The sequence below is a fragment of the Janibacter sp. DB-40 genome (assembly GCF_029510815.1).
Lineage (GTDB): Bacteria > Actinomycetota > Actinomycetes > Actinomycetales > Dermatophilaceae > Janibacter.
The window spans coordinates 35,433-58,920 of the sequence record NZ_CP120360.1 but is presented as its reverse complement, the minus strand read 5'-3'; the positions used below and the strand labels follow the sequence as shown (position 1 = coordinate 58,920).

Genomic DNA, 23,488 nt, shown 5'->3' with positions numbered 1-23,488 from the left:
TGTCCTCGTGCGCTTCTACGCTGGGCGCCATGGACCCCGCCCTGCCCGACGTCACCCAGCTCAGGGCACTCTCCCACCCGGTCCGCATGCGCATCCTGGGGATGCTGCGCACGCTGGGCCCGGCCACCGCATCATTGATCGCCCGCCGCCTCGGGCTCAACTCCGGCGCGACGAGCTACCACCTGCGCCAGCTGGCCGAGCACAGCTTCGTCGAGGAGGCCCCCGGCATGGGCACCCAGCGGGAGCGGTGGTGGCGGGCGGTCAGCCAGATGACCTCCGTCCCCGAGCCGGACGACCCGGACGACGAAGGGAGGGACGCCACCGACGCCTTCCACCACATGGTCGTCGGTCAGCAGGCACAGCGGATGCAGACCGCCGCCGAGCGCCGCGGCGGTGAGTCGCAGGAGTGGCGGGCCGTCACCTCGATCAGCGACGCCGCCCTCGCGGTCACCGCCCGGCAGGCACGCGAGATCCAGGGCCGCTTCGAGGCGTTGCTCCGGGAGGTCCTCGAGGAGCACGGCGGACCGCCCGGCCCGGTCGGCGAGGGTGAGCGTCGGTTCAACGTCGTCGTGTCGACCTTCGTCGACGCCGAGGAGCCGGCCTGGGACGCAGAGGACGGTGGTTGAGGTGCGAGGGACGAGCCTCGGAGCCACCCATCTGTCCCTTGACGCCGCCCGCCGCGTCCTGCTCCTGCTGACCATCACGCGGTGGCTGCCGGTCGGTCTGGTCGTCTCGCTCCACGTGCTGTGGATGCTCGAGCGCGGGCTGACGCTGACCCAGGCGCTCGCGGCCAGCGCGGCCACCGGCGCCTGCGTCCTCCTCCTCGAGCTGCCGACCTCCGGGATCGCGGACGCCCTGGGCCGCCGCCCGCTCCTCGTCGTGGCGGGAGTCGTCAACGTCGGGGCCGCGGTGGCCTTCCTGGTCGCGGACTCGCTCCTGACCTTCGCCGTGGCCGCGGCGCTGCTCGGCGTCTTCCGGGCCCTGGACTCCGGGCCGCTGGAGGCGTGGTTCGTCGACACCGTCCACCAGACCCATCCGGGCGCCGACGTCGACCAGGACCTCTCCCGGATGGGCACGACGATGGGCCTGTCGATGGGTGCCGGGGCCGTGGCCTCGTCCGTGCTCGTGGCGTGGCACCCCGTCCAGGGCCACTCGGCGCTGTGGCTGCCGATCCTCGTCTTCGTCGGGCTCAATGTGGTGCACCTCGTCGCCGTCCTGCTCCTGCTCCACGAGCCCGCGCGGATCGACCAGCGGGGCCTCGCGGCGGCGCGCGCATCGGTCGCCCGGGCCCCGGGCGTCATCCGGTCCGGGCTGCGAATGCTCCGCGACAACCGCGTGCTGCGCTACCTCGTGCTCGTCGAGCTCTTCTGGTCGACGTCGATGATCAGCTTCGAGGCGCTCATGCCGGCACGGATGGCCGAGGTCGTCGGCGGAGAGGCCCGGGCAGCCGTGATCATCGGGCCTGTCGCCGCGGCCGCCTGGGTCGTCTTCGCCGTGGGTGCCAGGGCGTCGGGGTGGCTGAGCCTGCGGATCGGTGTGGCGCGCACGGCCATCGTCGGGCGGGTCCTGACCAGCCTCGGCGCGATCTCCATGGGGCTCGCCCTCGGTCCGGTCGCCCTCGTCGTGACCCACCTGCTGACGTACTCGATGCACGGCTTCGGCGGTCCGGTCTACAACGCCCTGCTGCACCGTGAGGCCCGTGCGGACAACCGGGCGACGGTGCTGTCCATGGCCTCCATGGTCGCCTTCGCCGCGTTCACCTTGGGCAGCCCGCTGCTGGGGCTGCTCTCGGACCACACGTCCATCCAGGTGGCGATGGTCCTCGCCGGCGTCATCGGCCTCGGCGGCGCCTGGTGCATCCTGCCGGCCCTGCACGCCGAGCGGGACCGCGCCTCGCTCACAGCGTGCGCGAGATCAGCTCCTTCATGATCTCGTTCGTCCCGCCGTAGATCTTCTGCACCCGGGCGCCGGCGTAGAGGCGCGCGATGGGGTACTCGAGGATGTAGCCGTATCCGCCGAAGAGCTGCAGGCACCGGTCGATGACGTCGCACTGCACGTCCGTCGTCCAGTACTTCGCCCGGGAGGCGGTCGCCGCGTCGAGCCGGCCGTCGACGTGCAGACCGACGCAGTGGTCGAGGAAGGTGCGCGCCGCGAGCACGTCCGTCGAGACCTCGGCGAGGGTGAAGCGGGTGTTCTGGAAGGTGGCGATCGGCTTGCCGAAGGCCTCGCGCTCCTTGGTGTACGCCACGGCGAGGTCGACGGCCTTCTCCGCGGAGGCGACCGCCCCCACCGCGATGGCCAGGCGCTCCTGCGGCAGCTGGGTCATCAGCTGGTAGAAGCCCTGGCCCTCCTCCTCGCCGAGCAGGTTGGCCACCGGGACCCGCATGTCGGTGAAGGCGAGCTCGCGGGTGTCCTGCCCGTGCTGGCCGATCTTGTGCAGCACCCGCCCGCGCTCGAAGCCCTCGAGCCCGTGGACCTCGGCCACGACCAGCGACAGGCCCTGGGCGCCCTCGCCCCCGGTGCGGGCGACGATCACGACGAGACCGGCGTGCGAGGAGTTGGTGATGAAGGTCTTCGACCCGTTGACGACGTAGTGGTCGCCGTCGCGCCGGGCGGTGGTGCGGATGTTCTGCAGGTCCGACCCCGTGCCCGGCTCGGTCATCGCGATGGCGCCGACGAGCTCGCCGGTGGCCATCCTCGGCAGCCACCGCTGCTTCTGCTCCTCGGACCCGTAGGCGAGGAGGTAGTGGGCGACGATCGAGGAGTGCACGGAGTAGCCGAGGGCGTCGTCGCCGGCCCTGCCCTGCTCCCACAGGACGGCGGCCTCGTGGGCGAAGGACCCGCCGCCACCGCCGTACTCCTCGGGGACCGAGATGCACAGCAGCCCCGCGGAACCGGCGGCCAGCCAGGTCTCCTTGTCCACCTGGTGCTGCTCGGCGAAGCGCTCGAGGTGCGGCGTGACCTCCCGCTCGAAGAAGGTCCGGGCGAGCGTGACGACGTCGGCCACCTCGTCCTTCATCCACGACGAGACGTAGGGCTGGGGCTGGAGGATGTCGGGCATCGGTCTCTCCTGTGACGAAGGGGGTCAGTCGGCCACGGCGACGAGCGGCAGGTCGTGGGTGGTCGCCCACTGCTCCCACTCGCTCGCCGTCCGGCCCGCGAAGACCTCGGCGAGGCGCTGGGTGGTCAGCTCCTCGGCCGGCAGGTCGAGCGCCGCGAGCAGTGACCGCGTGAAGTGCGGCTCGAGCGCCGCGAGCGCGACGTGGCCCTCGGCCGCCGCGTAGACGGCGTAGACCGGCAGGTCCCCGGCGAGCATGCCCCCGGGGGAGGTGAGGCCGTGGGCGACCGGGCGGGACATCGTGTGCGCCAGATCGGACAGGGCGACCTCACGGCGCACGCCCTCCCCGGTCCGGGTCCGCTGGACGAGTGCCGCAGCACCCTCTGCAGCGGCCCGCTCGGCGCCCGCGAGGTCCACGACGAGTGTGGCCGGCATCCGTCCGTCCCGCACCATGCCCGTTCCGGCCTGGTAGGTCAGGTCGTGCCCGGGAGTCTCCGCCGCCTCCCCCGGATAGCCGACGATGTCGACCTGGCAGACCTGCGGGTGCCGCTCGTGCACCGCCTCGAAGTCGAGCCCGAGGCGCCGCAGCGCCGAGGGGCGCGAGGACGTGAGGAAGATGTCCGCCCCCGCGAGCAGCTCGTCGACCTCGGCGCGGCCGGCGGGGTCCTTCAGGTCGATCCGCACGACGTCCTGCCCGAGGTGCAGCTCGTCGAAGTAGGGCCTCGCGTACTGCTCCATCGGGTCGCCCGAGGGCGGCAGGACGGTCGTCACGCTCGCGCCCTGCCGGGCCAGCCGCGCGACGGCGGCCGGCCCGGGCAGGTTGATGGCGATCGAGACGACCCGCACACCGGCGAGGGGGGCGTCCACGTCGATCAGGCCTCGTCGACGAGGGTGCCCTTGGCTGCGCGCTCGGTCAGCCACGCGCTCGGGCGGAACCGCTCGCCGTACGCGTCGGCCAGCTCGTGGGCCCGCGCCACGAAGCCGGCCAGACCGCCTTCGTAGTTGGTCATGAAGGTCGCCGGGCCGCCGGTGTGCGGCGGGAACCCGATCCCGAAGATGCCGCCGATGTTGGCCGAGACCGTGTCGGAGAGGACGCCGTCCTCGAAGCAACCGGCTGTCTCGAGGGCCATGATGAACAGGTAGCGGTCCTGCAGGTCCGCGAAGGGGACCTCGGTCCCCTTCGCCCAGCGCTCGCGCAGCTCGGGCCACAGGACCTTCGGTCCCTCGGCCGGGTAGTCGTACATGCCCGCACCGGAGGCACGGCCCTTGCGGCCGAGCTCGACCATCGTGTCGATGAGCTCCTCGCCCGGGCCCTTCGCCACCGTCCGGCCCTCCGCGGCGGCGGCCTTGTCGGCCTCGGCGCGGATGTGCTGGGTCAGGGTCAGCGAGACCTCGTCGAGCATCGCCAGCGGCGGTGCCGGGAAGCCGGCCTGGGTCGCGGCGCGCTCGATCGTCTGCGGGTCGATGCCCTCGGCGAGCGCCGTGGCGCCCTCGAGGATCAGCGTGCCGAAGACCCGGCTGGTGTAGAAGCCGCGGCCGTCACCGACGACGATCGGGATCTTGCGGATCTGCTGGACGATGTCGATCGCCCGGGCGGTGGCCTCGTCGGAGGTCTGCTCGCCGCGGATGATCTCGACGAGCTTCATCTTGTCCACGGGGGAGAAGAAGTGCAGGCCGATGAAGTCCTTGGGCCGGGAGGTGAACTCCTGCAGGCTCGTGATCGGCAGCGTCGAGGTGTTCGAGCACAGCAGGGTGTCGGGTCCGACCACTGCTTCGACCTCGGCGAAGACCTTCTTCTTGAGGTCGTAGTCCTCGAAGACCGCCTCGATGACGGCGTCGACGCCCGCGAGGTCCTGCGCGTCGGCGGTCGGGGTGATCCGGGCCAGAACGGCATCCGCGTCCGACTGACTCTTCCGGCCCTTCTCGACCTGCTTGGCCAGGAGCTTCTCGGAGTAGGCCTTGCCCTTCTGCGCACCCTCGATCGAGACGTCCTTGAGGACGACGTCGATGCCGGCGCTGGCGGCGGAGTAGGCGATGCCGGCGCCCATCATCCCGGCGCCGAGGATGCCGACCGAGCCGACCGCGGACTTCTCGATGCCCTCCGGACGGAGGGAGCCGGAGCTGATCGCCTGCAGGTCGAAGAAAAAGGCCTGGATCATGGCCGTCGACTCGCGACCGGCGGCGAGCTCGGTGATGTAGCGCGACTCGATGCGGCTGGCGGTGTCGAAGTCGACCTGCGCGCCCTCGACCGCGGCGGACATGATCGCGCGGGGCGACTTCGTCGGCGCGCCCTTGAGCGTCTTGCGCAGGTTCGCCGGGAAGGCCGGGAGGTTGGCGGCGAACCGCGGCGTGCTCGGGGTGCCGCCGGGGATCTTGTGGCCCTTGACGTCCCAGGGCTTGACGGCCGCGGTCTCGTCGCCCCCGTGCTCACGGATCCACGCCTTCGCGGCGGGGACGAGCTCCTCGCGGGTGGCGACAAGCTGGTCGACGACCCCCTTCTCCAGAGCGACCGCGGGGGTGCGCTGCTGCCCCTGCAGCAACCAGCCCATCAGGGCCTCCTGGATGCCGAGCATCCGCACGAGGCGGGTGACGCCACCGCCGCCGGGGAGCAGCCCGAGGGTGACCTCGGGCAGGCCGAGCTTGATCTTCGGGTCGTCGACGGCGATGCGGTGGTGGGTCGCGAGCGCGATCTCCAGGCCGCCGCCGAGGGCGGTGCCGTTGATCGCCGCGACGACCGGCCGGCCGAGGGTCTCCAGGCGTCGCAGCTGGGCCTTGATGCCCTCGATGCCCTCGAAGAACTCGGCGGCGGTCTCCTGCGTCACCGACTGCAGGTCGGAGAGGTTGCCCCCGGCGAAGAAGGTCTTCTTCGCGGAGGTGAGGACGACACCGGTGATCTCGTCGCGCTCGGCCTCGAGACGCTCGATGGTCTCGGCCATCGAGCGCGTGTAGGTGTCGTTCATGGTGTTGGCGCCCGCGTTCGGGTCGTCCATGGTCAGGGTGACGATGCCCTCGTCGTCACGCTCGTAACGGATCATGTTCTCGCTCATTGGTTCCTGGCTTCCTTCTCCGCTGGTTCAGACGCGCTCGACGATGGTGGCGATGCCCATGCCACCGCCGATGCAGAGGGTGGCGATGCCGCGCTCGAGGTCGCGGCGCTCGAGCTCGTCGACGAGGGTGCCGAGGATCATCGCCCCGGTCGCGCCGAGCGGGTGGCCCATCGCGATCGCGCCACCGTTGACGTTGGTCTGCTCCTCGGTCCACCCCATGTCACGGATGAGCTTGAGGGCGACGGCGGCGAAGGCCTCGTTGATCTCGACGAGGTCGATGTCCTTGGCGCTCATGCCGACGCGGTCGAGGGCCTTGCGGCAGGCCGGCGCCGGGCCGGTGAGCATGATCGTCGGCTCGGAGCCGATGACGGCGGTGGAGACGATGCGGGCACGCGGGGTCAGGCCCATCTCCTGGCCGGCCTTCTCGTTGCCGATGAGCACCAGCGAGGCACCGTCGACGATGCCGGAGGAGTTGCCGGCGTGGTGGACGTGGTTGATCCCGTCCGTCGAGTGGTACTTCTCCAGGGCGACGTGGTCGAAGCCGCCCTGCTCGCCAATCGCGGCGAAGGAGGGCTTGAGGCCGCCGAGCGACTCCGCGCTCGTGCCCGGGCGGATGGTCTCGTCGCGGTCGAGGATGGTGATGCCGTTGGCGTCCCGGACCGGGATGACGGACCGGTCGAACCAGCCGTTCTCCCACGCGGCCGCGGCACGGGCGTGCGACTGTGCGGCGAAGCGGTCGACCTCGGCGCGGTCGAAGCCCTCGAGGGTGGCGATGAGGTCGGCCCCGATGCCCTGCGGGACGAAGCCGGTCTCGAGGTTGGTCGCCGGGTCCATGGCCCAGGCGCCGCCGTCGCTGGCCATGGGGACGCGGGACATCGACTCGACACCACCGGCGAGGAAGAGGTCCTCGAAGCCGGAGCGGACGCGGGCCGCGACCTGGTTGATGGCCTCGAGGCCGGAGCCGCAGAAGCGGTTGAGCTGCACGCCCGCGACCGGCTCGGGGTAGCCGGCCTTCAGCGCCGCGATGCGCGGGAGGACCGCGCCCTGGTCGCCGACCGGGGAGACGATGCCCATGACGAGGTCGTCGATCTGGGCGGCGTCGAGGCCGGGGTTGCGCTCACGGACGGCGTCGAGGAGGCCGACGGTCAGGTCGATCGGCTTGACCTCGTGGAGGGATCCGGACGACTTGCCCTTCCCTCGGGGCGTGCGGACGGCGTCGTAGATGACGGCCTGGGGCTGCTCGGGCATGAACCGGCTCCTTCTCGGATACGCGACGGCGATTCAGTCCGCACCCTACGCACGCGCTGAACACCTGTGCAATAGTCCCGGGTGTGACCCCGACAACGACGAAGGGAGGCCCCGTGACCCCACGAGTGGCGGGCCCGTCCGCCGATGCCAAGGAGCGCATCCTCACCGTCGCCCTCGGGCTCTTCGGCGAGCGCGGAGTCGCCGCGACGAGCCTGCGCGAGGTCGCTCGCGTCGCCGGTGTGGCCCCGGGCCTGGTCGTGCACCACTTCGGGGGCAAGGAGGGGCTGCACGGGTGCGTCGACGACCACGTCGTCGACCTCTTCCGCCGGGCGCTGGACTCGGTCCCGCTCGAGGGGCCCCCCGGCGAGGTCGTCGCGGGCCGCGACGAGGCGGTGACCCGCATGTTCGAGGCGAACCCCGAGGCGATCGACTACCTGCGCCGGGTCGTGGTCACCCCGGACCCGGGTGACGTGGGCCTGGCCCGCAAGCTCATCGCGGAGACGATCGCGCAGACGCGCACGCTGCGCGAGCACGGGATCGCGCGCAGCCGCATCCCGGTCGAGGAGCAGGCCGTCGCCGTCCTCGTGGGTCAGCTCGGTGACCGCCTGCTGCAGCCGACGCTCGCCCGGATGTGGACGATCGCCGGGGCGGACTCGCCGGTGCCCACCCTCAGGGTGACGATGCACGACCGGCGGGGCTGACCCCCTTCGTCAGTCGGCCGTGGCGTCGGCGCACGTGCACCAGTCCTCGGCACGCACCTGCGCCCGGACCTCCTCGACGTGCTCCCCGCAGCCCGACCAGGTCGTCTTCCCGCAGCTCGTGCATCGCACCGGTACGCACATGGCGGATCTCCCTTCCTCAGTGTCCCGCCGGCGTAGGCGGGTAGGACTGAGCAGGATACGCACCCGACCTCAGGAGGACACGCATGTGGGAAAAGAGCCGGGATGGGCGCTGGGACGTCTCCGTGACGCTCGGCCCGACGAACCTGCGAGTGAACGGCGCGTACGAGGCGCTGTCGATCGCCAACGATTTCCTCGCGGGGCTGCTCTTCCTGGTCGGCAGCATCCTCTTCTTCTGGAAGGCGACGGAGACGGCCGCCATCTGGTGCTTCACCGTGGGGTCGGTCCTCTTCGTCGTGCGACCGACCATTCGACTCGTCCGCCGGATCCACCTCGGGTCCGCCGGTGGTGGCGAGGATGAGGCCGCGCGCGACTTCTGAGCCGGCTCCCGCGCTATAGGGTCGGCCCATGGCCGATCGCACCACCTACCTCCTCGTCGACGGCGAGAACATCGACGCGACGCTCGGGGTCTCAGTCCTCGGCCGTCGCCCCCAGCCCGAGGAGCGTCCGCGCTGGAACAAGCTCCTCGAGTACACCGAGGCGGCCTGGGACCAGCCGGTCAAGGGGCTGTTCTTCCTCGCCGTCGCCGGTGACCTGCCCGCCTCCTTCGTCCAGGCGTTGCTCGCCATGGGCTACCGGCCGGTGCCGCTGCGGGGCGAGGGCAAGGTCGTCGACATCGCGATCCAGCGCACCGCCGAGGCGCTGATCGAGCGCGACGCGGACGTCATGCTTGTCAGCCACGACAACGACTTCACCCCGCAGATGGAGGACCTCGCCGAGGACGAGGACCGCCGGGTCGGCATCGTCGGGTTCGGCGAGTTCATGGCGGGTGGCCTGCGGGACGTGCCGGGCATGGAGTTCTTCGACCTCGAGTACGACATCTCTGCCTTCAAGAGCCGCCTGCCGCGGGTGCGGGTCATCGAGATCGACGAGTTCGACCCGCTCGAGTTCATCTGAGGGAAGGGGGTCCGCCCGGCTCCCCCCGTCGGCGCCCCGCGATCAGGTGGTCGACTTGTGCGACAAGACGCGATTCTTGCTGCACGAGATGACCACCCGATCGGACCGAGGGTGCCGTCAGGTTCCGTCCCGGGCGATCCACTCCTCGTAGAACCGCGGCATCTGCGACGCCCGGCTCGTGTACTGCGGCTCCCGCTTCTCCAGGAAGGCCGCCACGCCCTCCTTGCCGTCGCCGATGCTCGTCTCGAACATGGCCAGGGAGTCGATCCGGTGGGCCTCCACGGGGTGCTGGGTCGCGGCGTTGCGCCGCAGCATCTGCCGGGCGAGGGCGACCGCGACCGGCGAGCGCCCCTTCGTCCAGCGGTCGGCGAGCGCCCGGGCGGCACCGAGGAGGTCCTCCGGCTCGTGCGGCCCGGTGGCCACCCCCGCCGCGACGGCTGCGTCGGCGTCGAGGATGTCGGCGGACAGGACCAGGTCGAGGGCGGTCGGGAGCCCGACGATCCGCGGGAGGAACCAGGACGAGGCCGCCTCGGGGACGATCCCGATCCGCCCGAAGACGAAACCGACGCGCGCCCTCGTCGAGACCAGCCGGGCGTCCATGGCCAGGGTCATCGTCGCGCCGATGCCCACCGCGGCACCGTTGATCGCGGCGATGACCGGCTTGCGGCAGTCGTGGATCGCCAGGGTGACGCGACCGCCGGTGTCGCGCACGCCGTCGATGAGGGCGGGGTCGTCGAGCTGCTGCATGTCGTCGAGGGAGGGGGACATCGACTCGTCGAGGCCGAAGACGTTGCCCTCGGCGGTGAGGTCCATGCCCGCGCAGAACGCCTTCCCGGCGCCGGTGACGACCACCGCGCGCACGGCATCGTCGTCGTTGACCTCCCGGAAGGTCCGCTCGAGCTCGTCGGCCATCTCGACCGTGAAGGAGTTGAGCTGGTCGGGCCGGTCGAGGGTGACGGTGAGGACGCCGTCGTCGAGGTCGTGGCTGATCGTCGTGTACGTCATGGGTCCGACTCTGCCCCATCCACGTAGGGTCGGGAGATGACGGCACCCCTCCGGTCGCTCGCGCAGGCCCTGCTCGGCGCGGCCCTCGTCCTCACCGGCACCGGCCACCTGACCTTCGCCCGACGCGAGTTCCGGGCGCAGGTGCCACCGTGGGTCCCCCTCGACGTGGACACCGTCGTCCTGCTCTCCGGCGTCGTCGAGATCGTCGTGGGGGTGGCCCTGCTGGTCAGCTGGCGACAGCCGCGCCGCGCCGTCGTGGGCACCGGGGCGGCGATCCTCTTCGTCGCGGTCCTGCCCGGCAACATCGCGCAGCTGACCGAGCACCGGGACGCCTTCGGCCTTGACACCGACCGCGAGCGGGCGGTCCGGCTGCTCTTCCAACCCGTGCTCATCGCCTGGGCGCTGTGGTCCACCGAGGCGATCAGCCAGTGGCGAAGGGGGGCGCGGCCCGGCCGCTGACCCCGGCCGGCCTACCGGCGAGCCGGCGAGCGAGGGCCCACGGCGCGCACGCCCAGCCCCGACAGCTGACTGACCACCCACTCGAGGGGTCCACGCAGTCCCGCGAGCGCGAACCCCGCCCCCACCGCCAGCACGACGACGACCTGGGTGCCGAGGTAGCCAAGGGCGGTCCCGTCGTCGGTGGGGCCGGGCTCGGCCGGCCACGCCCGCGGGCTGAGCATGAGGATGTGCGCGCTGTACAGGGTCAGGGTCATGGCACCGGCGCCGAAGGCGACCGCCCAGACCCGCGGGGCTGTCGTGGTGACCACCAGAGCGACGCCGAGGACGAGCAGTGCCGTCCCGGTCGTGTGCGCCAGGTCCAGCGGTGTGCCCGAGTGGGGGGCGGAGATGGTGAGCCACCACCAGGTGTCGGTCGGCGTCGTGCCGTAGTAGCTCTGCTCGCGCACCGACTCCACCGGCCCTCCCGGCCCGCCGAAGGCGGAGGTCGTCAGTGCTCTCGTGGCCGCCTCGGTGGAGGTGAGGGCGGCCGAGGAGGTCCGGGCAAGCACCGCGAGGACCAGACCGCCCGTCGCCGCGCCCACGGTGACCCGACGGCTGCGCAGGTCGAGGCGCCCGAGCGCCATGCCGACCAGGAGGTAGGTCAGCCACGTGAAGGCTGGGTAGTAGCCCGTCAGCAGCAGGTCGGTGAGGAGGCGAGGGACGTCGTCGAGGTCGGCTGCGGCCGGGACGAAGCGCCCCGCCGGGCTGATCGTGCCCCTCAGCAGGTGGCTGATGGCCGGGGCGCACAGGCACCACAGAGCCGCGAGTGCCATCAGGGTGCGCGGACCGGCGGCGAGGAAGGGCAGCCCCAGCAGGAACAGGACCCCGTAATAGGCGAGGATCACGGCCACATCCGTGTCGAAGAAGGCATCGTCGCCCAGCCACAGTCCGATGGCCGCGATGGCCAGTGCCCGCACGGCCAGCCCGGCGGCGTCGGCCAGCAGCCGCTGCCCGCGGTGCCGCTCCCTGCCGCCGGTCGTCAGCGCCAACGACACCCCCGCGAGCACGGCGAAGAGGGCCGACGCCCGCCCCGAGGCCGCTTCGCTGAGCGCGTGGTCCCCCGGCAGCGTGTGCGTCGCCATCATCCCCAGCAGGGCGCAGCAGCGGGCGACGTCGATCCCCACCACGCGAAGGGAGGTGGTCCGACGAGGTGACATCGCCCGGGTCGACACCGGTTCATGCTGGCAGACGCGGCGGCGCGGCCGTGCTGCCCTCGCTCGGCGCACCGGGTCCCGGCGGCGCACAGGACGAGGCGGCCGGCCCCCTTCGCTCAGACCGCAGCCGACTCCGCGTGGGGCACCCAGGTGTCGGGCCCGAAGATCTCGTAGTGGATGTGCGACTCCGGCACCCCGTGGCCGGCCAGGCGCCCGCGCACGAGCTCCATGAAGGGCAGCGGTCCGCACAGGTAGACCTGCGCCTCCGGGTCGACGTGGGCGGCGTCGAGGTCGATCCGACCGCGCTGCACCGTCTCGCTCGTGGGCCGCACGCCCAGGTCCTCGTACCAGTGGTGCAGGCGGGCGTCGGGTATGCGCTGGACCAGCTCCGCGAGCTCCTGGCGGTGGGCGTGGCGGGCCGGGGACCGGTCGGCGTGCACCACGGTCACCGGCCGGTCGGAGCCGGTGCGGGCGAGGTGGTGGAGCATCCCGATGATCGGGGTGCAGCCGATGCCTGCGGACACCAGGAGGAGGGGGTCGGCCCGGTCCTCCAGCACGAGGTCGCCGAAGGGGAGGGAGCAGTGCAGCAGGTCCCCCTCGAAGACGTTGTCGTGGAGGAAGTTCGACACCTCGCCGGCGGGGACGGGGGTGCCGTCGACGACGCCCGCGGGGACGGCCTTGACCGTGATGCCCCACGAGCGGCTGTCGGGGGCCCGGGTGAGGCTGTACTGGCGGATCTGCCGGGCGCCGTCGGGCAGGGTGACCTGCACGGAGATGTACTGGCCGGGCTGCGCCTGCTGCAGCGGCTCACCGTCCCGGCGCGCCAGGACGAGGGCCACGGTGTCGGGTGACTCCTGGCGGCGCTCGATGACGACGAGGTCCTGCCACACCTCCTCCGGGGCCACGCCGAAGCGGGAGTACAGGCCCTTCTCGATCCGGATGAGCGTGTGGGCCATGTCCCAGTAGACCTCGTCCCAGGCCGTGACGACCTCGGGGGTGGCCGCGTCGCCGAGGACCTGCGCGATGGCCTCGAAGAGGTGCTGGTGGACGATCGGGTACTGGTCCGGCGCGATGCCGAGCGAGGCGTGCTTGTGCGCGATCCGGGACAGGAGCGCGTCCACGTCGGGCTGCTCCTCGCTGACGACGAGGGTGGCGTAGGCGGCGATCGCGCCGGCGAGGGCCCGCTGCTGGTCGCCCTGGGCCTGGTTGCCGCGGTTGAACAGGTCACGCTCCAGCTCGGGATGGGCGGCAAACATCCGCCGGTAGAAGATCGGCGTGATCTCGTCGATCCTCGACCCGATGATCGGCAGCGTCGACCGGACGGTCTCGGCGGCGGTGGCTGACAGCACGACTACCTCCTGCATCTGTGGCGCGGCCCTCGCGTCACCTCCGTCGCCGCGGTCCACCCCTGGTCGGAGCCGCTCTCCTGCAACGGGAATGTGCAGTCTGCACCCCCCTTCGAATAAACACCAAATCGGTCGTGTTTATTACTGGCGGGTCGCTCCGCCGCGGGTCAGCAGACGCCGTCGCCGGGCCGCGGCGTGGCCAGCCCGAGCCGGCGCCGGGCGCGCAGCCCGACCCACGTGCCGACGAGGGCGACGACCGCCCACACCCAGCCGGAGAGGCTGAAGCTGGCGATCCCGGCCAGGTAGGCACCGATGTTGCAGCCGAAGGAGAGCCGGGCGCCGTAGCCCATGAGGAAGCCACCGAGGAGGCCCGCGACGACGATGCGCCACGGGATCCGCCGCTGCACGACGAACTGCCCGCCGACGGCGGCGGCGAGGCCGGCGCCGACGATGATCCCCAGGTCGTTCAGGGTCGTCGCGTGGTCCAGGAGCGACCCGTTCAGGTCGGCGGCGTTGCCCGGGTCCTGCCAGTAGGACCAGGTCTCCGGGTGCATGCCGAGCGCCTGGGCGATCTTGGCGCCCCACAGGGCGAAGGCGCTGGTGACGCCCCACGCGCTGCCCTTGGTCATGAGCACGAGGGCGCTGAGGGCCGCGAGCACGACGCCACCGACCCACATCGGCCACGACCCGCGCACGATCCTCGCCAGGCCGCGTGCGGTGGGGACCGGCGCGACCGGCGGCGGGGTGCGTCGCCGCTCGACGAGGATGCTCGCGCCGGCGATGGCCGCGAGGACGAGCAGCGTGACCGCCAGGGCGCCCCCGTAGCCGAGGTCCTCGGCGAGGGAGTAGGAGCCGAAGGTCGGCAGGGTCTCGTGCCAGAAGTCGATGCGCCACGTGCCCGCGAAGGAGCCGACGACGAAGCTGGCGAGGGTGATGACGATCGCGCTCTGCCCGCTACCGACGTGGTACAGGACCCCGGAGGCGCAGCCACCCCCGAGCTGCATGCCGATGCCGAAGAGGAGGGCGCCGACCATCGTGCCGACCCCGATCGGGTCGACGCTCGGCTGCGGCGACACGCCGCCGAAGCCGGCACCCGTGGCCAGCACGACGGCGAAGAGAGCGGCGGTCGTCCCGAGCAGGACGGTGTGGGCGCGCAGGCCCCGCCCCTGGCCCACGGAGACGAGCTGTCGCCAGGCGGAGGTGAAGCCGAAGCGGGCATGGAACAGGGCCACGCCCAGACCGATGCCCAGGGCGAAGAGGACGGCCTGCTTCGCACCGTGGTTGGTGGCGAGGTACACCGACCCGAGGACGACGATGACGAGTCCCGTGGTCACGGCCAGCGAGTTGGGGGCGGTGGCGACGGGTGGCCCGTCGGTGGGTGCGGACGGACGCGGCCCGGCATCGGGAGCCGGGGCGGCGAAGGATGACGTGGTCATGGGCATGCTCGATCTGTGAAGGGGACGACTGACGGCTGACGGGTCTGCGCCGTCTGCCTAGAGGCTGTCGTCGACCACGACCACCGAGTGCGCGATGAGGCACAACCGGTAGGTCGGCTTCGTCCTGAGCTGGTCCACGGTGCAGCAGTGTGGACGCGGGCGCGCCCTCGTCGTCGCGGCGTTTCGCGACGTGAGACCGCAGCTGGAGGAGCGTCAGCTCCTCTCCTGCGACCTCTTGCACGACACGCACGACGTTGCACGCTGGAAGGCCTGCAGACGCAGCTTCCCGATCGGCTCACCGCAGGACTCGCACGTGCCGTAGGTGCCCGCATCCAGACGCTCCAGGGCCGACATGTTCTGCGCCAGACCCGCACGAGCCCCCTCGAGCAGGTTGACCTCGTGCTCCCGCTCGGCGAGCTTGCCACCGACATCGGCCTCATCGCGACCGTCAGCGCCGATCGGGTCCTCCACGACCCCACTGAGCTCGGCCTCGATCACCGCGATCTCCTCGGACAACCGCTCCACCTCGGCCGTCAGGTCTGCTCGCACCTGCCTCAGCTCCGCCTCGGTCCATGCCGCGTTGTCCTCTTCTGCCTCCGGGGCAGAGCTCACTGTGCTCACGATCCTTCACCTCCGGCCTCGCGGCCTGCGTCATCGCCCCCATTGGGTGGCTGAGCCCGTCTCTGTTCGCGCCATCGAGTACCCCCTCGGTCCGGGCGCAAACTGCGTCGGCGCTGCGAGTGCTCGGCCGACCCGAACTCGGGGCCCTCGCACGGGAGAGGACGTCCTCCGGGCCCCTCCCGGGCGTGCTGCCGGCCCGGAGGACGCCGAAAGCCGCCCGGAATCGATCCGGGCGGCTTTCGTCACCGAGTGGGTCCTGAGTTCGTCAGACCACTGTGTGTGCGAGAGGGGGGATTTGAACCCCCACGCCCTTGCGGACACTGGCACCTGAAGCCAGCGCGTCTGCCGTTCCGCCACTCTCGCGTGAGTGTCCCACCCGCGACGTCGCGCGTGAGCCGTCTCATTGTGCCCCATGACGCGCCCGATTCCCAAAGCGGGCCCGACGGGCGCCCGTGGGGCACTCGCGGTCCGTCCGCTCGCCGCCTCGAGCACGGCCTCCGGAACGTCCTCAGCGCGAGGCGCCCCGGGTCGCGGAGTCGCTCACGGTGATGTGCTGGTGCGCCCGGCTTCCTCGGCGCGCACACCCTCTTGGGGTCGAAGGGCCCCTGGGTCGTGCAGTACTGGCGGTCCATCGAGCACCTCTACGGCAACGGTGCCCTCATCGGTCTCGGCGCGGCCACCGGGACGATCGAGGCGAGCCGGCGCGGCCGCGGCGCCCGCGAGCGTCTCGGTTCGATCTCCTCCTGAGACCCCGGGTCCAGCATCCGGTCAGGGTCCGCCGTTAGGATCGGCGCACCCATGTCCATGAGGACGCCGACGGTGGCCGCGTGGAGACCGAGAGACCGAGCGAAGGGAGGACCGGCGACGTGAGCTTGTTCGAGCGCATGGAGCGCAAGCTGGAGCGCACCGTCAACGGTGTCTTCGCCCGCGCCTTCCGTGCCGAGGTCCAGCCGCTCGAGCTCGCCTCCGCCCTGCGCCGAGCCATGGACGACCGCGCCACGATGCTCGGCCGGGGCCGCACCGTCGTCCCCAACCTCTTCACGGTCGAGCTCGCGCCCGACGACTACGACCGGCTGACCGAGTTCGACGAGGAGCTCGAGGACGAGCTCGTCGCCGCCGCCGAGGAGCACGCCGAGTCCCAGCGATACCAGCCCGGCGGTCCCCTGCAGGTCCTCTTCGACCGGGACGAGGAGCTGGAGACCGGTGTCTTCCGGGTCCGGCCCGCGACCGCACGCCAGCGGGTCGACCGTGCCGAGGTGCGTGCCCACTCCGAGCCGGCGGTGGACGACGACGGCTACGACGAGTACTCCGGCAGCTGGGAGCGCGACGGCGAGCCTGAGGCGCCGCCCGCGTCCGGGCGGGCCCGGGGGAACCCCCCTTCGTCCCCGGCCCCACCACACCCACGGGCAGCGGTCGAGGACGATGACGCACCGACATCGGTCCAGCGCGCGGTGCCGCCGAGGCAGGCCCCGCAGCCGATGTCCGTGGACGACCGCCCCTGGCTGGAGATCTCCGGCGAGCGCTACCCCCTCATCAGCGCCATGACGGTCCTCGGCCGCGACGAGAGCGCCGACGTCGTCCTCGACGACCCGGGCATCTCCCGGCGCCACTGCGAGGTCCGCGTCACCCAGGACGGCCCCCGATTCGTCGCCCACCTGCGCGACCTGGGCTCCACCAACGGCACCTTCGTCAACGGTGAGCCGACGGACGCCGTCCGCCTGGCCGATGGTGACCGGGTCACCGCCGGTCGTACCCACGCCACCTTCCATGCCGGCCGTCGCTGACGGCCCCCACCCGAACGGAGCAGCGACGTGAGCGAGTTGACGGTAACCGTCCTGCGTCTCGGCCTGCTCGTGCTCCTGTGGGTGTTCGTGCTGTCGGTCGCCTCGGTCCTGCGCACCGACCTCTTCGGCACCCGGGTGGTCAACCGCCGCCCTGCGCCGGCGAAGAAGGCGCCGAAGGGGCGCCGCGGCGCGAGCGGAGCATCGGGCGGCGCCCGTCCCTCCCGCAACCCGCGCGTGCCCACCCACCTCGTGCTCACCACTGGCCCGCTGACCGGCACGTCGCTGCCGCTGCGCGACTCAGGGGTGCTCATCGGCCGCAATCCCGAGTGCACGCTCGTCCTCGACGACGAGTTCGCCTCCGGCCGGCACGCGCGCATCATCCGCGCCGAGGACGGCTGGTACGTCGAGGACCTCGGCTCGACGAACGGCACCTTCCTGGGGCAGTACCGTGTCGGCGACCCGGTCCCCGTCGAGACCGGGACCGCGATCCGCATCGGGCGCACCGTCATCGAGCTGAGGAAATGACGTGGCGCTGACCTTCCACTACGCCGCTCGCTCCGACGTCGGGCTCGTCCGCAAGGACAACCAGGACTCCGGGTACGCCGGCCCCCACCTGCTCGCCGTCGCCGACGGCATGGGCGGCCACGCCGGTGGCGACATCGCCTCCGCGACCGTCATCACCGAGCTGGTCGAGATGGACCACGACTCCCTCACCGCGGCGGAGGCCTCCCTCCGGCTGGGCAAGGCGATCACGGCGGCCAACGAGGAGATCTCGCGCACCTACGCCGACAACCCCGAGCTCGAGGGCATGGGCACGACGGTCACGGCGCTGATGCGGGCCCGCAACAAGTTGATCCTCGCCCACATCGGCGACTCCCGTGCGTACCTGCTGCGCGAGGGCCGCCTGTCGCAGGTGACGAAGGACCACTCCTTCGTCCAGACCCTCATCGACGAGGGCCGGATCACCGAGGAGGAGGCGAGCACCCACCCACAGCGGTCCGTCGTCACCCGCGTCCTCACCGGCGACCCCGACGACGAGCCGGACGTCGGTGCCCGCGAGGCGCGACGTGGCGACCGCTACATGCTGTGCTCCGACGGGCTGTCCGGATTCGTCGCCCTCGACACGATCGAGGAGATCCTCACGGCCGGCTCCCGCCCCGGCCAGGCCGCGGACGACCTCGTCTCCCTCGCCCTGCGTGCTGGCGCCCCCGACAACGTCACCGTCATCGTCGCGGACGTCGTCGACGTCACGAGCGCCCCCTCCACCCAGCCGCAGGTCGTGGGCTCGGCCGCCCTGCGCAGTCCCGGCAGGCGCGCCCAGGACTCGCCCGCCTCCCGGGCCGCGGCCCTGACCCGCGCCGACGACGACGAGGCGGTGGAGCTGGACGAGCAGGGCGGCTCCGGCCGTCGGTGGGTGCGTCGCCTCCTCGCGGCGGGCATCGCGGTGCTCCTCCTCGGGGCCGTCGCCTACGCCGGGTACGCCTGGACCCAGACCCAGTACTTCGTCGGCGTCCAGGACGACAACGTCACGCTCTACCGCGGCGTCGCGCAGGACCTCGGGCCGATCTCGCTGCACTCCGTCGTCGAGCAGACCGACATCGAGATGCACGAGCTGCCCTCCTTCTACCGCAGCGAGGTCGAGGAGACCATCTCGGTCAGCTCCCGCAGCGAGGCCGAGCAGCGACTGGACAGCCTGCGGGTCGCCGCGCAGAAGTGCAGCGACCTGCGGGCCTCGGGGGAGTCGTGCGGCGGATGAGTCGAGCGATCACGACCATCACCCCGGCCCGGGGCCGCAACATCGAGCTGCTGCTCACCGCACTGGCGCTCGGTGTCGTCGTCCTCGCCTACGTGAACGTCACCGTGGCCCAGGACGGCGAGATCCCGCCCGACCTCCTCGGCCACGCCGGAGTCCTCGGCCTGATCGCGCTCGGGGTGCACCTCGTGCTCCGCTGGCGGGCCAGCTTCGCCGACCCCATCATCCTGCCCGTCGTCACGCTGCTCAACGGCATCGGCCTGGTGATGATCCACCGCCTCGACCTCGCCGCGGGCGAGGACTTCACCTCCGGCCTGGCCTCACGGCAGGTGCTGTGGACCGGTCTCGGCGTCGCCATCGCGCTGGTCGTGCTCGTCACACTGCGCGACCACCGGACGCTGCGCGGACTGACCTACACGTCGGGACTCCTCGCGCTCGTCTTCATCGCGATGCCGCTGACCCCGCTCGGTCACACCGTGTACGGCGCCCGCATCTGGATCAAGCTCGGGATCTTCACCTTCCAGCCGGCCGAGGTCGCGAAGATCCTGCTGGCGATCTTCTTCGCCGGGTACCTCGTGCAGACCCGCGACATGCTCGCCCTGGCGGGCCGCAAGTTCATGGGCCTCTCCTTCCCCCGCGCCCGCGACCTCGGGCCGCTGCTCATCGCCTGCGTCGTGGCGGCACTCGTGCTCGTGCTCGAGAACGACTTCGGCACGACGCTGCTGCTCTTCGGCCTCTTCGTCGCCATGCTCTACGTGGCGACGGAGCGGATCTCCTGGATCGTGCTCGGGCTCGGCTTCGCGGCGATCGGTGCCTTCATCGCGTACCAGTTCGCCAGCCACATCCAGACCCGCATCCTGTGCTGGACCGACACCTTCTCGCAGGAGGGCGCCGAGCAGTGCGGTCAGCTGGCCACGGGAATCATGGGCATGGCCGCGGGCGGGATCTCCGGCACCGGCCTGGGGCGCGGCCGTCCCTGGATGACGCCGCTGCCTGAGTCGGACTTCATCTTCACCAGCCTCGCCGAGGAGCTCGGCCTGATCGGCGTCTTCGCCATCATCCTGCTCTACGCCCTGCTCATCGAGCGCGGGCTGCGCTCGGCCATCGGCCTGCGTGACGGCTTCGGCAAGCTGCTCGCCACCGGCCTGACCTTCGTCCTAGCGATCCAGATCTTCGTCGTCATCGGGGGCGTCACCCGGGTCATCCCGCTGACCGGCCTGACCCTCCCCTTCGTCGCCTACGGCGGGTCCTCGCTGCTGACCAACTGGACCCTCGTCGCCATCCTGCTGCGCATCAGCGACCACGCACGCCGTCCCGAGCCGGAGTTCGACCCGGCCTCGATGGACGCGCCCACCCAGGTGGTGAAGACGCGATGAACCAACCGATCCGCCGCCTGTCGATGCTCGTCGCCGCGATGTTCGTGGCGATCCTGGCCTCCAGCACCTGGATCCAGGTGCTGGGCGCCCAGGACATCAACAACGCCGACGGCAACCGCCGCACCCAGCTGGAGAACTACGCCCGCGAGCGCGGGCAGATCCTCCTCGGTGGGCAGCCGATCGCGACGTCCGAGCCGTCACAGGACGACCTCCAGTGGCAGCGCGTCTACACCCAGCCCGAGCTCTACAGCCACGTCACCGGCTACTACTCCTTCACCTACGGCCCCGGCGGCGGTGTCGAGGGGGCGGCCGACGGGCTGCTCTCGGGGCGCGACGACAAGCTCTTCTACGACCGGATCACGGGCACCATCGCCGGCCGCACGCCCAAGGGCGCCAGCCTCGAGCTGACGATCCGACCCGAGGTGCAGCGCGCCGCCGAGGAGGCGCTCGGGGACCAGCGCGGCGCGGTCATCGCCCTCGACCCGCGCACCGGGGCGATCCTCGCGATGGTCTCGCACCCCGACTACAACCCCAACGGGCTGGTCAGCCACGACCCGAACGTCGAGAAGGAGACCTGGGAGAGGCTCACCTCCGCCCCGGGCAACCCCCTCGTCAACCGGACCATCGGCGGGAACCTCTACCCCCCGGGCTCGGTCTTCAAGATCATCACCGCCGCAGCCGCCCTCGAGGACGGCGAGTGGGACGCGGACTCGACGCTCCCCGGGCCGGCGAACCTCGACCTGCCGCAGACCGACGTCGGTCTGCCCAACCACGGTGGCCTGGCCTGCGGCCCCGGCGACGAGGTCGACTTCGACATCGCGATGCAGGACTCGTGCAACACCGCCTTCGGCTGGCTCGGCATGGAGCTGGGCGGGGAGAAGATCCGCGAGCAGGCGAACCAGTTCGGCTTCGGTGACGACCTCGAGGTCCCGATGGACGTCGCCCCCTCCACGATCCCGGAGGACCTCAGCCCCGCGCAGGAGGCACAGGTCGGGATCGGTCAGTACGAGGTGCGCGTGACGCCGCTGCAGGTGGCCATGGTCAGTGCAGCCGTCGCGAACGACGGGGACGTCATGAGGCCCTACATGATCCAGTCGGTCCTCGGGTCCGACCTGTCGACGATCGACGAGACGAACCCGGAGCAGCTCTCCGAGGCCATGGGCTCCTCCACGTCCGACGAGCTCACCGAGATGATGGAGCTCGTCGTCTCGAACGGCACGGGCACCCAGGCAGCGGTGCCCGGGGTCAGCGTCGCCGGCAAGACCGGGACCGCCGAGCACGCCCCCGACGCCTCGCCGCACGCGTGGTTCACCGGTTTCGCGCCGTCGGACAACCCCGAGATCGCCGTCGCGGTCGTCGTCGAGGAGGGCGGACGGGCCGGCAGCGAGGCCTCCGGCGGGGCCGTGGCCGGACCGATCAGCAGCGCCGTGATGAAGGCGGCTCTCCAGTGAGCACGACGACCACCCCGCCAGCCATCTGCACCCGGGAGACAGCATGAGCACGTCGGCACCCCGCCTGCTCGGCGGACGCTACGAGGTCGGGGAGCTCATCGGTCGTGGCGGCATGGCCGAGGTCCACCTCGGACACGACGCACGACTGGGGCGCCCCGTCGCGATCAAGATCCTGCGGACCGACCACGCCCGGGACGCGGCCTTCCTCGCACGCTTCCGGCGGGAGGCACAGTCCGTCGCCGGCCTCAACCACCGCTCGATCGTGGCGGTCTACGACTCCGGCGAGGAGCACCTGCGCGAGACGGGCGGCGCAGAGCTGGACATCCCCTACATCGTCATGGAGTACGTCGACGGCCTCACCCTGCGGGAGATGCTCAACGACACCGAGTCGGGGACGCTGGATCCGTACGAGGCCGCGCGGATCGTCCAGCACGTCCTCGAGGCCCTCGACTACAGCCACGACATGGGGATCGTCCACCGCGACATCAAGCCCGGCAACGTCATGGTCACCCACGCCGGCGACGTGAAGGTCATGGACTTCGGCATCGCCCGGGCCATCGCCGACACCCAGGCGACGATGACGCAGACCCAGGCCGTCATCGGCACCGCGCAGTACATCTCCCCCGAGCAGGCCCGCGGCGAGACGGTCGACAAGCGCAGTGACGTCTACTCCACCGGCTGCCTGCTCTTCGAGCTCCTGACCGGGCGCACCCCGTACACGGGCGAGCCCATCTCGCTGACCTACCAGCACGTCAACTCGGAGATTCCCTTCCCGTCGTCGGTGAACCCCGACGTCCCCTCCGACCTGGATGCCGTGGTCGTCCACGCGCTGACCAAGGACCGGGACGACCGCTACCCCGACGCCAAGGCGATGGCCGAGGACCTGGAGGCCTTCGCCCACGGACGACCGGTCAGCCCGGTGGCGACCTCCCGGCTCGAGGCGGCCACCGCGACCCTGCCGGCCGTCGCAGCCGCTCCGCGGGCCGGCGCGACGACGGCACCGCGCAGCGACCCCGACACCGCGTCCATCCCGGCGACGACCGAGCGCCGGCGGGGCTCCCGTCTCGGCTGGCTCTTCGCCGCGCTGCTGCTGATCCCGCTGCTCCTCCTCGGCTGGTTCGCCTGGGACGCCAGCAGGGGTGCACCCGAAGTCACCGTGCCCGGGGTCGTCGGCACCAACGAGGAGGCGGCCACCGCCGAGCTGACCGACCTGGGACTCGAGGTGGACTCCGTCAGCGAGCCCAGCGACGAGTCCGTGGGCCAGGTCATCGACCAGGACCCGCAGGAGGGCACGACCGCGCGTGAGGGTGACGAGGTCACCCTCACCGTCTCCGCCGGCCCCGAGGACGTGAGTGTCCCCAATGTCGTCGGGATGACCAGGTCCGAGGCCACGGAGGCCCTCGAGGGGGTGGGTCTGCAGGTCGGCGACGTCTCCGAGGAGGACTCTGCCGCGCAGGGCCCCGACGAGGTCATCTCGGTCTCCCCGTCGGTGTCGGAGACGGTGGAGAAGGGGGAGACCGTCGACCTCGTCGTGGCCAGCGGCCAGGTCGAGCTGCAGGACTACGTCGGTCAGGACATCTCGGAGGTGCGCTCCGAGCTCTACGACCTCAACCTCGAGGTCCGGGAGCAGCCCGAGGAGTCCCAGTCGGCGCCCGGCACGATCCTCTCCCAGAACCCCGCGGCCGGGAAGGTCGAGCAGGGCACCGAGGTCACCTTCGTCATCGCCGAGGAGCCCGCCTCGACCGTCACGGCACCCCCACGACCGAGACCGTCGAACCGACCGAGTCGGAGACCTCCACGACCGAGGAGTCCGAGCCTACGTCGACGGACACCGGATCGGAGACGTCGAGCCCGAGTGAGGACACGACCTCACCCACCGGGCCCGACACGGGGTCCTCCCCCGCAGCACGGGCTC

General features: G+C 71.6%; 21 protein-coding genes, 1 tRNA gene and 1 pseudogene. 13 read left to right on the top strand and 10 right to left on the bottom strand.

The annotated features are described in order from the left end of the window. Positions 1-29: 29 nt before the first annotated feature. Both PVE36_RS00310 and PVE36_RS00305 read left to right on the top strand, forming a co-directional pair. On the top strand, positions 30-626 hold the full coding sequence (locus PVE36_RS00310; protein WP_277453826.1) for a helix-turn-helix domain-containing protein: 597 nt from the start codon (positions 30-32) through the stop codon (positions 624-626). 1 nt (position 627) lies between these two features. Next, the gene (locus PVE36_RS00305) at positions 628-1,929 is read left to right on the top strand and encodes an MFS transporter (RefSeq protein WP_277453825.1); all 1,302 of its coding nucleotides are present in this window, start codon (positions 628-630) and stop codon (positions 1,927-1,929) included. Here the strand turns inward: PVE36_RS00305 and PVE36_RS00300 are convergent. From PVE36_RS00300 to PVE36_RS00285, 4 genes are read right to left on the bottom strand one after another with little or no spacing between them, the layout of a single operon-like run. After that, the gene (locus PVE36_RS00300; RefSeq protein ID WP_277453824.1) at positions 1,898-3,061 is read right to left on the bottom strand and encodes an acyl-CoA dehydrogenase family protein; all 1,164 of its coding nucleotides are present in this window, start codon (positions 3,059-3,061) and stop codon (positions 1,898-1,900) included. The genes PVE36_RS00305 and PVE36_RS00300 overlap by 32 nt on opposite strands. Positions 3,062-3,085: 24 nt before the next feature. Beyond that, complete coding sequence (locus tag PVE36_RS00295) at positions 3,086-3,925, bottom strand: CoA transferase (protein WP_277453823.1); 840 nt, start codon at positions 3,923-3,925, stop codon at positions 3,086-3,088. 5 nt (positions 3,926-3,930) lie between these two features. After that, the gene (locus tag PVE36_RS00290; protein ID WP_277453822.1) at positions 3,931-6,105 is read right to left on the bottom strand and encodes a 3-hydroxyacyl-CoA dehydrogenase NAD-binding domain-containing protein; all 2,175 of its coding nucleotides are present in this window, start codon (positions 6,103-6,105) and stop codon (positions 3,931-3,933) included. 27 nt (positions 6,106-6,132) lie between these two features. Next, positions 6,133-7,353: an acetyl-CoA C-acetyltransferase gene (locus PVE36_RS00285; RefSeq protein ID WP_277453821.1), complete on the bottom strand. Its 1,221-nt coding sequence runs from the start codon at positions 7,351-7,353 to the stop codon at positions 6,133-6,135. A gap of 113 nt (positions 7,354-7,466) precedes the next feature. Between PVE36_RS00285 and PVE36_RS00280 the strand changes: the two genes are divergently transcribed. From PVE36_RS00280 to PVE36_RS00270, 3 genes are all read left to right on the top strand, one after another. Continuing rightward, complete coding sequence (locus tag PVE36_RS00280) at positions 7,467-8,054, top strand: TetR/AcrR family transcriptional regulator (protein WP_277453819.1); 588 nt, start codon at positions 7,467-7,469, stop codon at positions 8,052-8,054. Positions 8,055-8,278: 224 nt separating this feature from the next. After that, positions 8,279-8,572, top strand: a complete 294-nt coding sequence (locus PVE36_RS00275) for a YrhK family protein (RefSeq protein WP_277453818.1) — start codon at positions 8,279-8,281, stop codon at positions 8,570-8,572. 28 nt (positions 8,573-8,600) lie between these two features. Then, on the top strand, positions 8,601-9,149 hold the full coding sequence (locus tag PVE36_RS00270; protein WP_277453817.1) for an NYN domain-containing protein: 549 nt from the start codon (positions 8,601-8,603) through the stop codon (positions 9,147-9,149). A gap of 117 nt (positions 9,150-9,266) precedes the next feature. On the opposite strand, the gene PVE36_RS00265 is transcribed toward PVE36_RS00270, so the two are convergent. After that, positions 9,267-10,154, bottom strand: coding sequence for a crotonase/enoyl-CoA hydratase family protein (locus tag PVE36_RS00265; RefSeq protein ID WP_277453815.1), 888 nt, complete (start codon positions 10,152-10,154; stop codon positions 9,267-9,269). 36 nt (positions 10,155-10,190) lie between these two features. Between PVE36_RS00265 and PVE36_RS00260 the strand changes: the two genes are divergently transcribed. Next, a complete protein-coding gene (locus PVE36_RS00260; RefSeq protein WP_277453814.1) occupies positions 10,191-10,613 on the top strand; it encodes a hypothetical protein in 423 nt (140 codons plus the stop codon). 11 nt (positions 10,614-10,624) lie between these two features. Here PVE36_RS00260 and PVE36_RS00255 read toward each other — a convergent pair whose 3' ends face one another. From PVE36_RS00255 to PVE36_RS00235, 5 genes are all read right to left on the bottom strand, one after another. Further along, positions 10,625-11,809 carry a heparan-alpha-glucosaminide N-acetyltransferase domain-containing protein gene (locus PVE36_RS00255; RefSeq protein ID WP_277453813.1) on the bottom strand — a complete coding sequence of 395 codons (1,185 nt, stop codon included), beginning with the start codon at positions 11,807-11,809 and terminating at the stop codon, positions 10,625-10,627. A gap of 113 nt (positions 11,810-11,922) precedes the next feature. Beyond that, positions 11,923-13,155, bottom strand: coding sequence for a globin domain-containing protein (locus tag PVE36_RS00250; RefSeq protein ID WP_277453811.1), 1,233 nt, complete (start codon positions 13,153-13,155; stop codon positions 11,923-11,925). A gap of 164 nt (positions 13,156-13,319) precedes the next feature. After that, positions 13,320-14,588, bottom strand: coding sequence for a YeeE/YedE family protein (locus tag PVE36_RS00245; protein WP_277453810.1), 1,269 nt, complete (start codon positions 14,586-14,588; stop codon positions 13,320-13,322). Positions 14,589-14,801: 213 nt separating this feature from the next. Next, positions 14,802-15,209, bottom strand: coding sequence for a TraR/DksA C4-type zinc finger protein (locus tag PVE36_RS00240; protein ID WP_277453808.1), 408 nt, complete (start codon positions 15,207-15,209; stop codon positions 14,802-14,804). Between the two features lie 280 nt (positions 15,210-15,489). Then, positions 15,490-15,572, bottom strand: a tRNA-Leu gene (locus PVE36_RS00235). Positions 15,573-15,821: 249 nt separating this feature from the next. Between PVE36_RS00235 and PVE36_RS00230 the strand changes: the two genes are divergently transcribed. The 7 genes and pseudogenes from PVE36_RS00230 to pknB all read left to right on the top strand — a co-directional run. Then, the gene (locus tag PVE36_RS00230; RefSeq protein WP_277453807.1) at positions 15,822-15,956 is read left to right on the top strand and encodes a hypothetical protein; all 135 of its coding nucleotides are present in this window, start codon (positions 15,822-15,824) and stop codon (positions 15,954-15,956) included. An 80-nt stretch (positions 15,957-16,036) separates the two neighbouring features. After that, positions 16,037-16,993 carry a DUF3662 and FHA domain-containing protein gene (locus PVE36_RS00225; RefSeq protein ID WP_346780604.1) on the top strand — a complete coding sequence of 319 codons (957 nt, stop codon included), beginning with the start codon at positions 16,037-16,039 and terminating at the stop codon, positions 16,991-16,993. A gap of 27 nt (positions 16,994-17,020) precedes the next feature. After that, positions 17,021-17,518: an FHA domain-containing protein gene (locus PVE36_RS00220; RefSeq protein WP_277453806.1), complete on the top strand. Its 498-nt coding sequence runs from the start codon at positions 17,021-17,023 to the stop codon at positions 17,516-17,518. Position 17,519: 1 nt separating this feature from the next. After that, complete coding sequence (locus tag PVE36_RS00215; protein WP_277453805.1) at positions 17,520-18,749, top strand: Stp1/IreP family PP2C-type Ser/Thr phosphatase; 1,230 nt, start codon at positions 17,520-17,522, stop codon at positions 18,747-18,749. Next, positions 18,746-20,122, top strand: coding sequence for an FtsW/RodA/SpoVE family cell cycle protein (locus PVE36_RS00210; protein WP_277453804.1), 1,377 nt, complete (start codon positions 18,746-18,748; stop codon positions 20,120-20,122). The genes PVE36_RS00215 and PVE36_RS00210 overlap by 4 nt, the downstream gene beginning before the upstream one ends. Then, positions 20,119-21,573, top strand: a complete 1,455-nt coding sequence (locus PVE36_RS00205) for a penicillin-binding protein 2 (RefSeq protein WP_277453803.1) — start codon at positions 20,119-20,121, stop codon at positions 21,571-21,573. Before PVE36_RS00210 ends, PVE36_RS00205 begins: the two co-directional genes overlap by 4 nt. A gap of 43 nt (positions 21,574-21,616) precedes the next feature. Continuing rightward, positions 21,617-23,287, top strand: a pseudogene (pknB, locus tag PVE36_RS00200) (Stk1 family PASTA domain-containing Ser/Thr kinase); the annotation flags it as partial. Positions 23,288-23,488 lie beyond the last annotated feature (201 nt).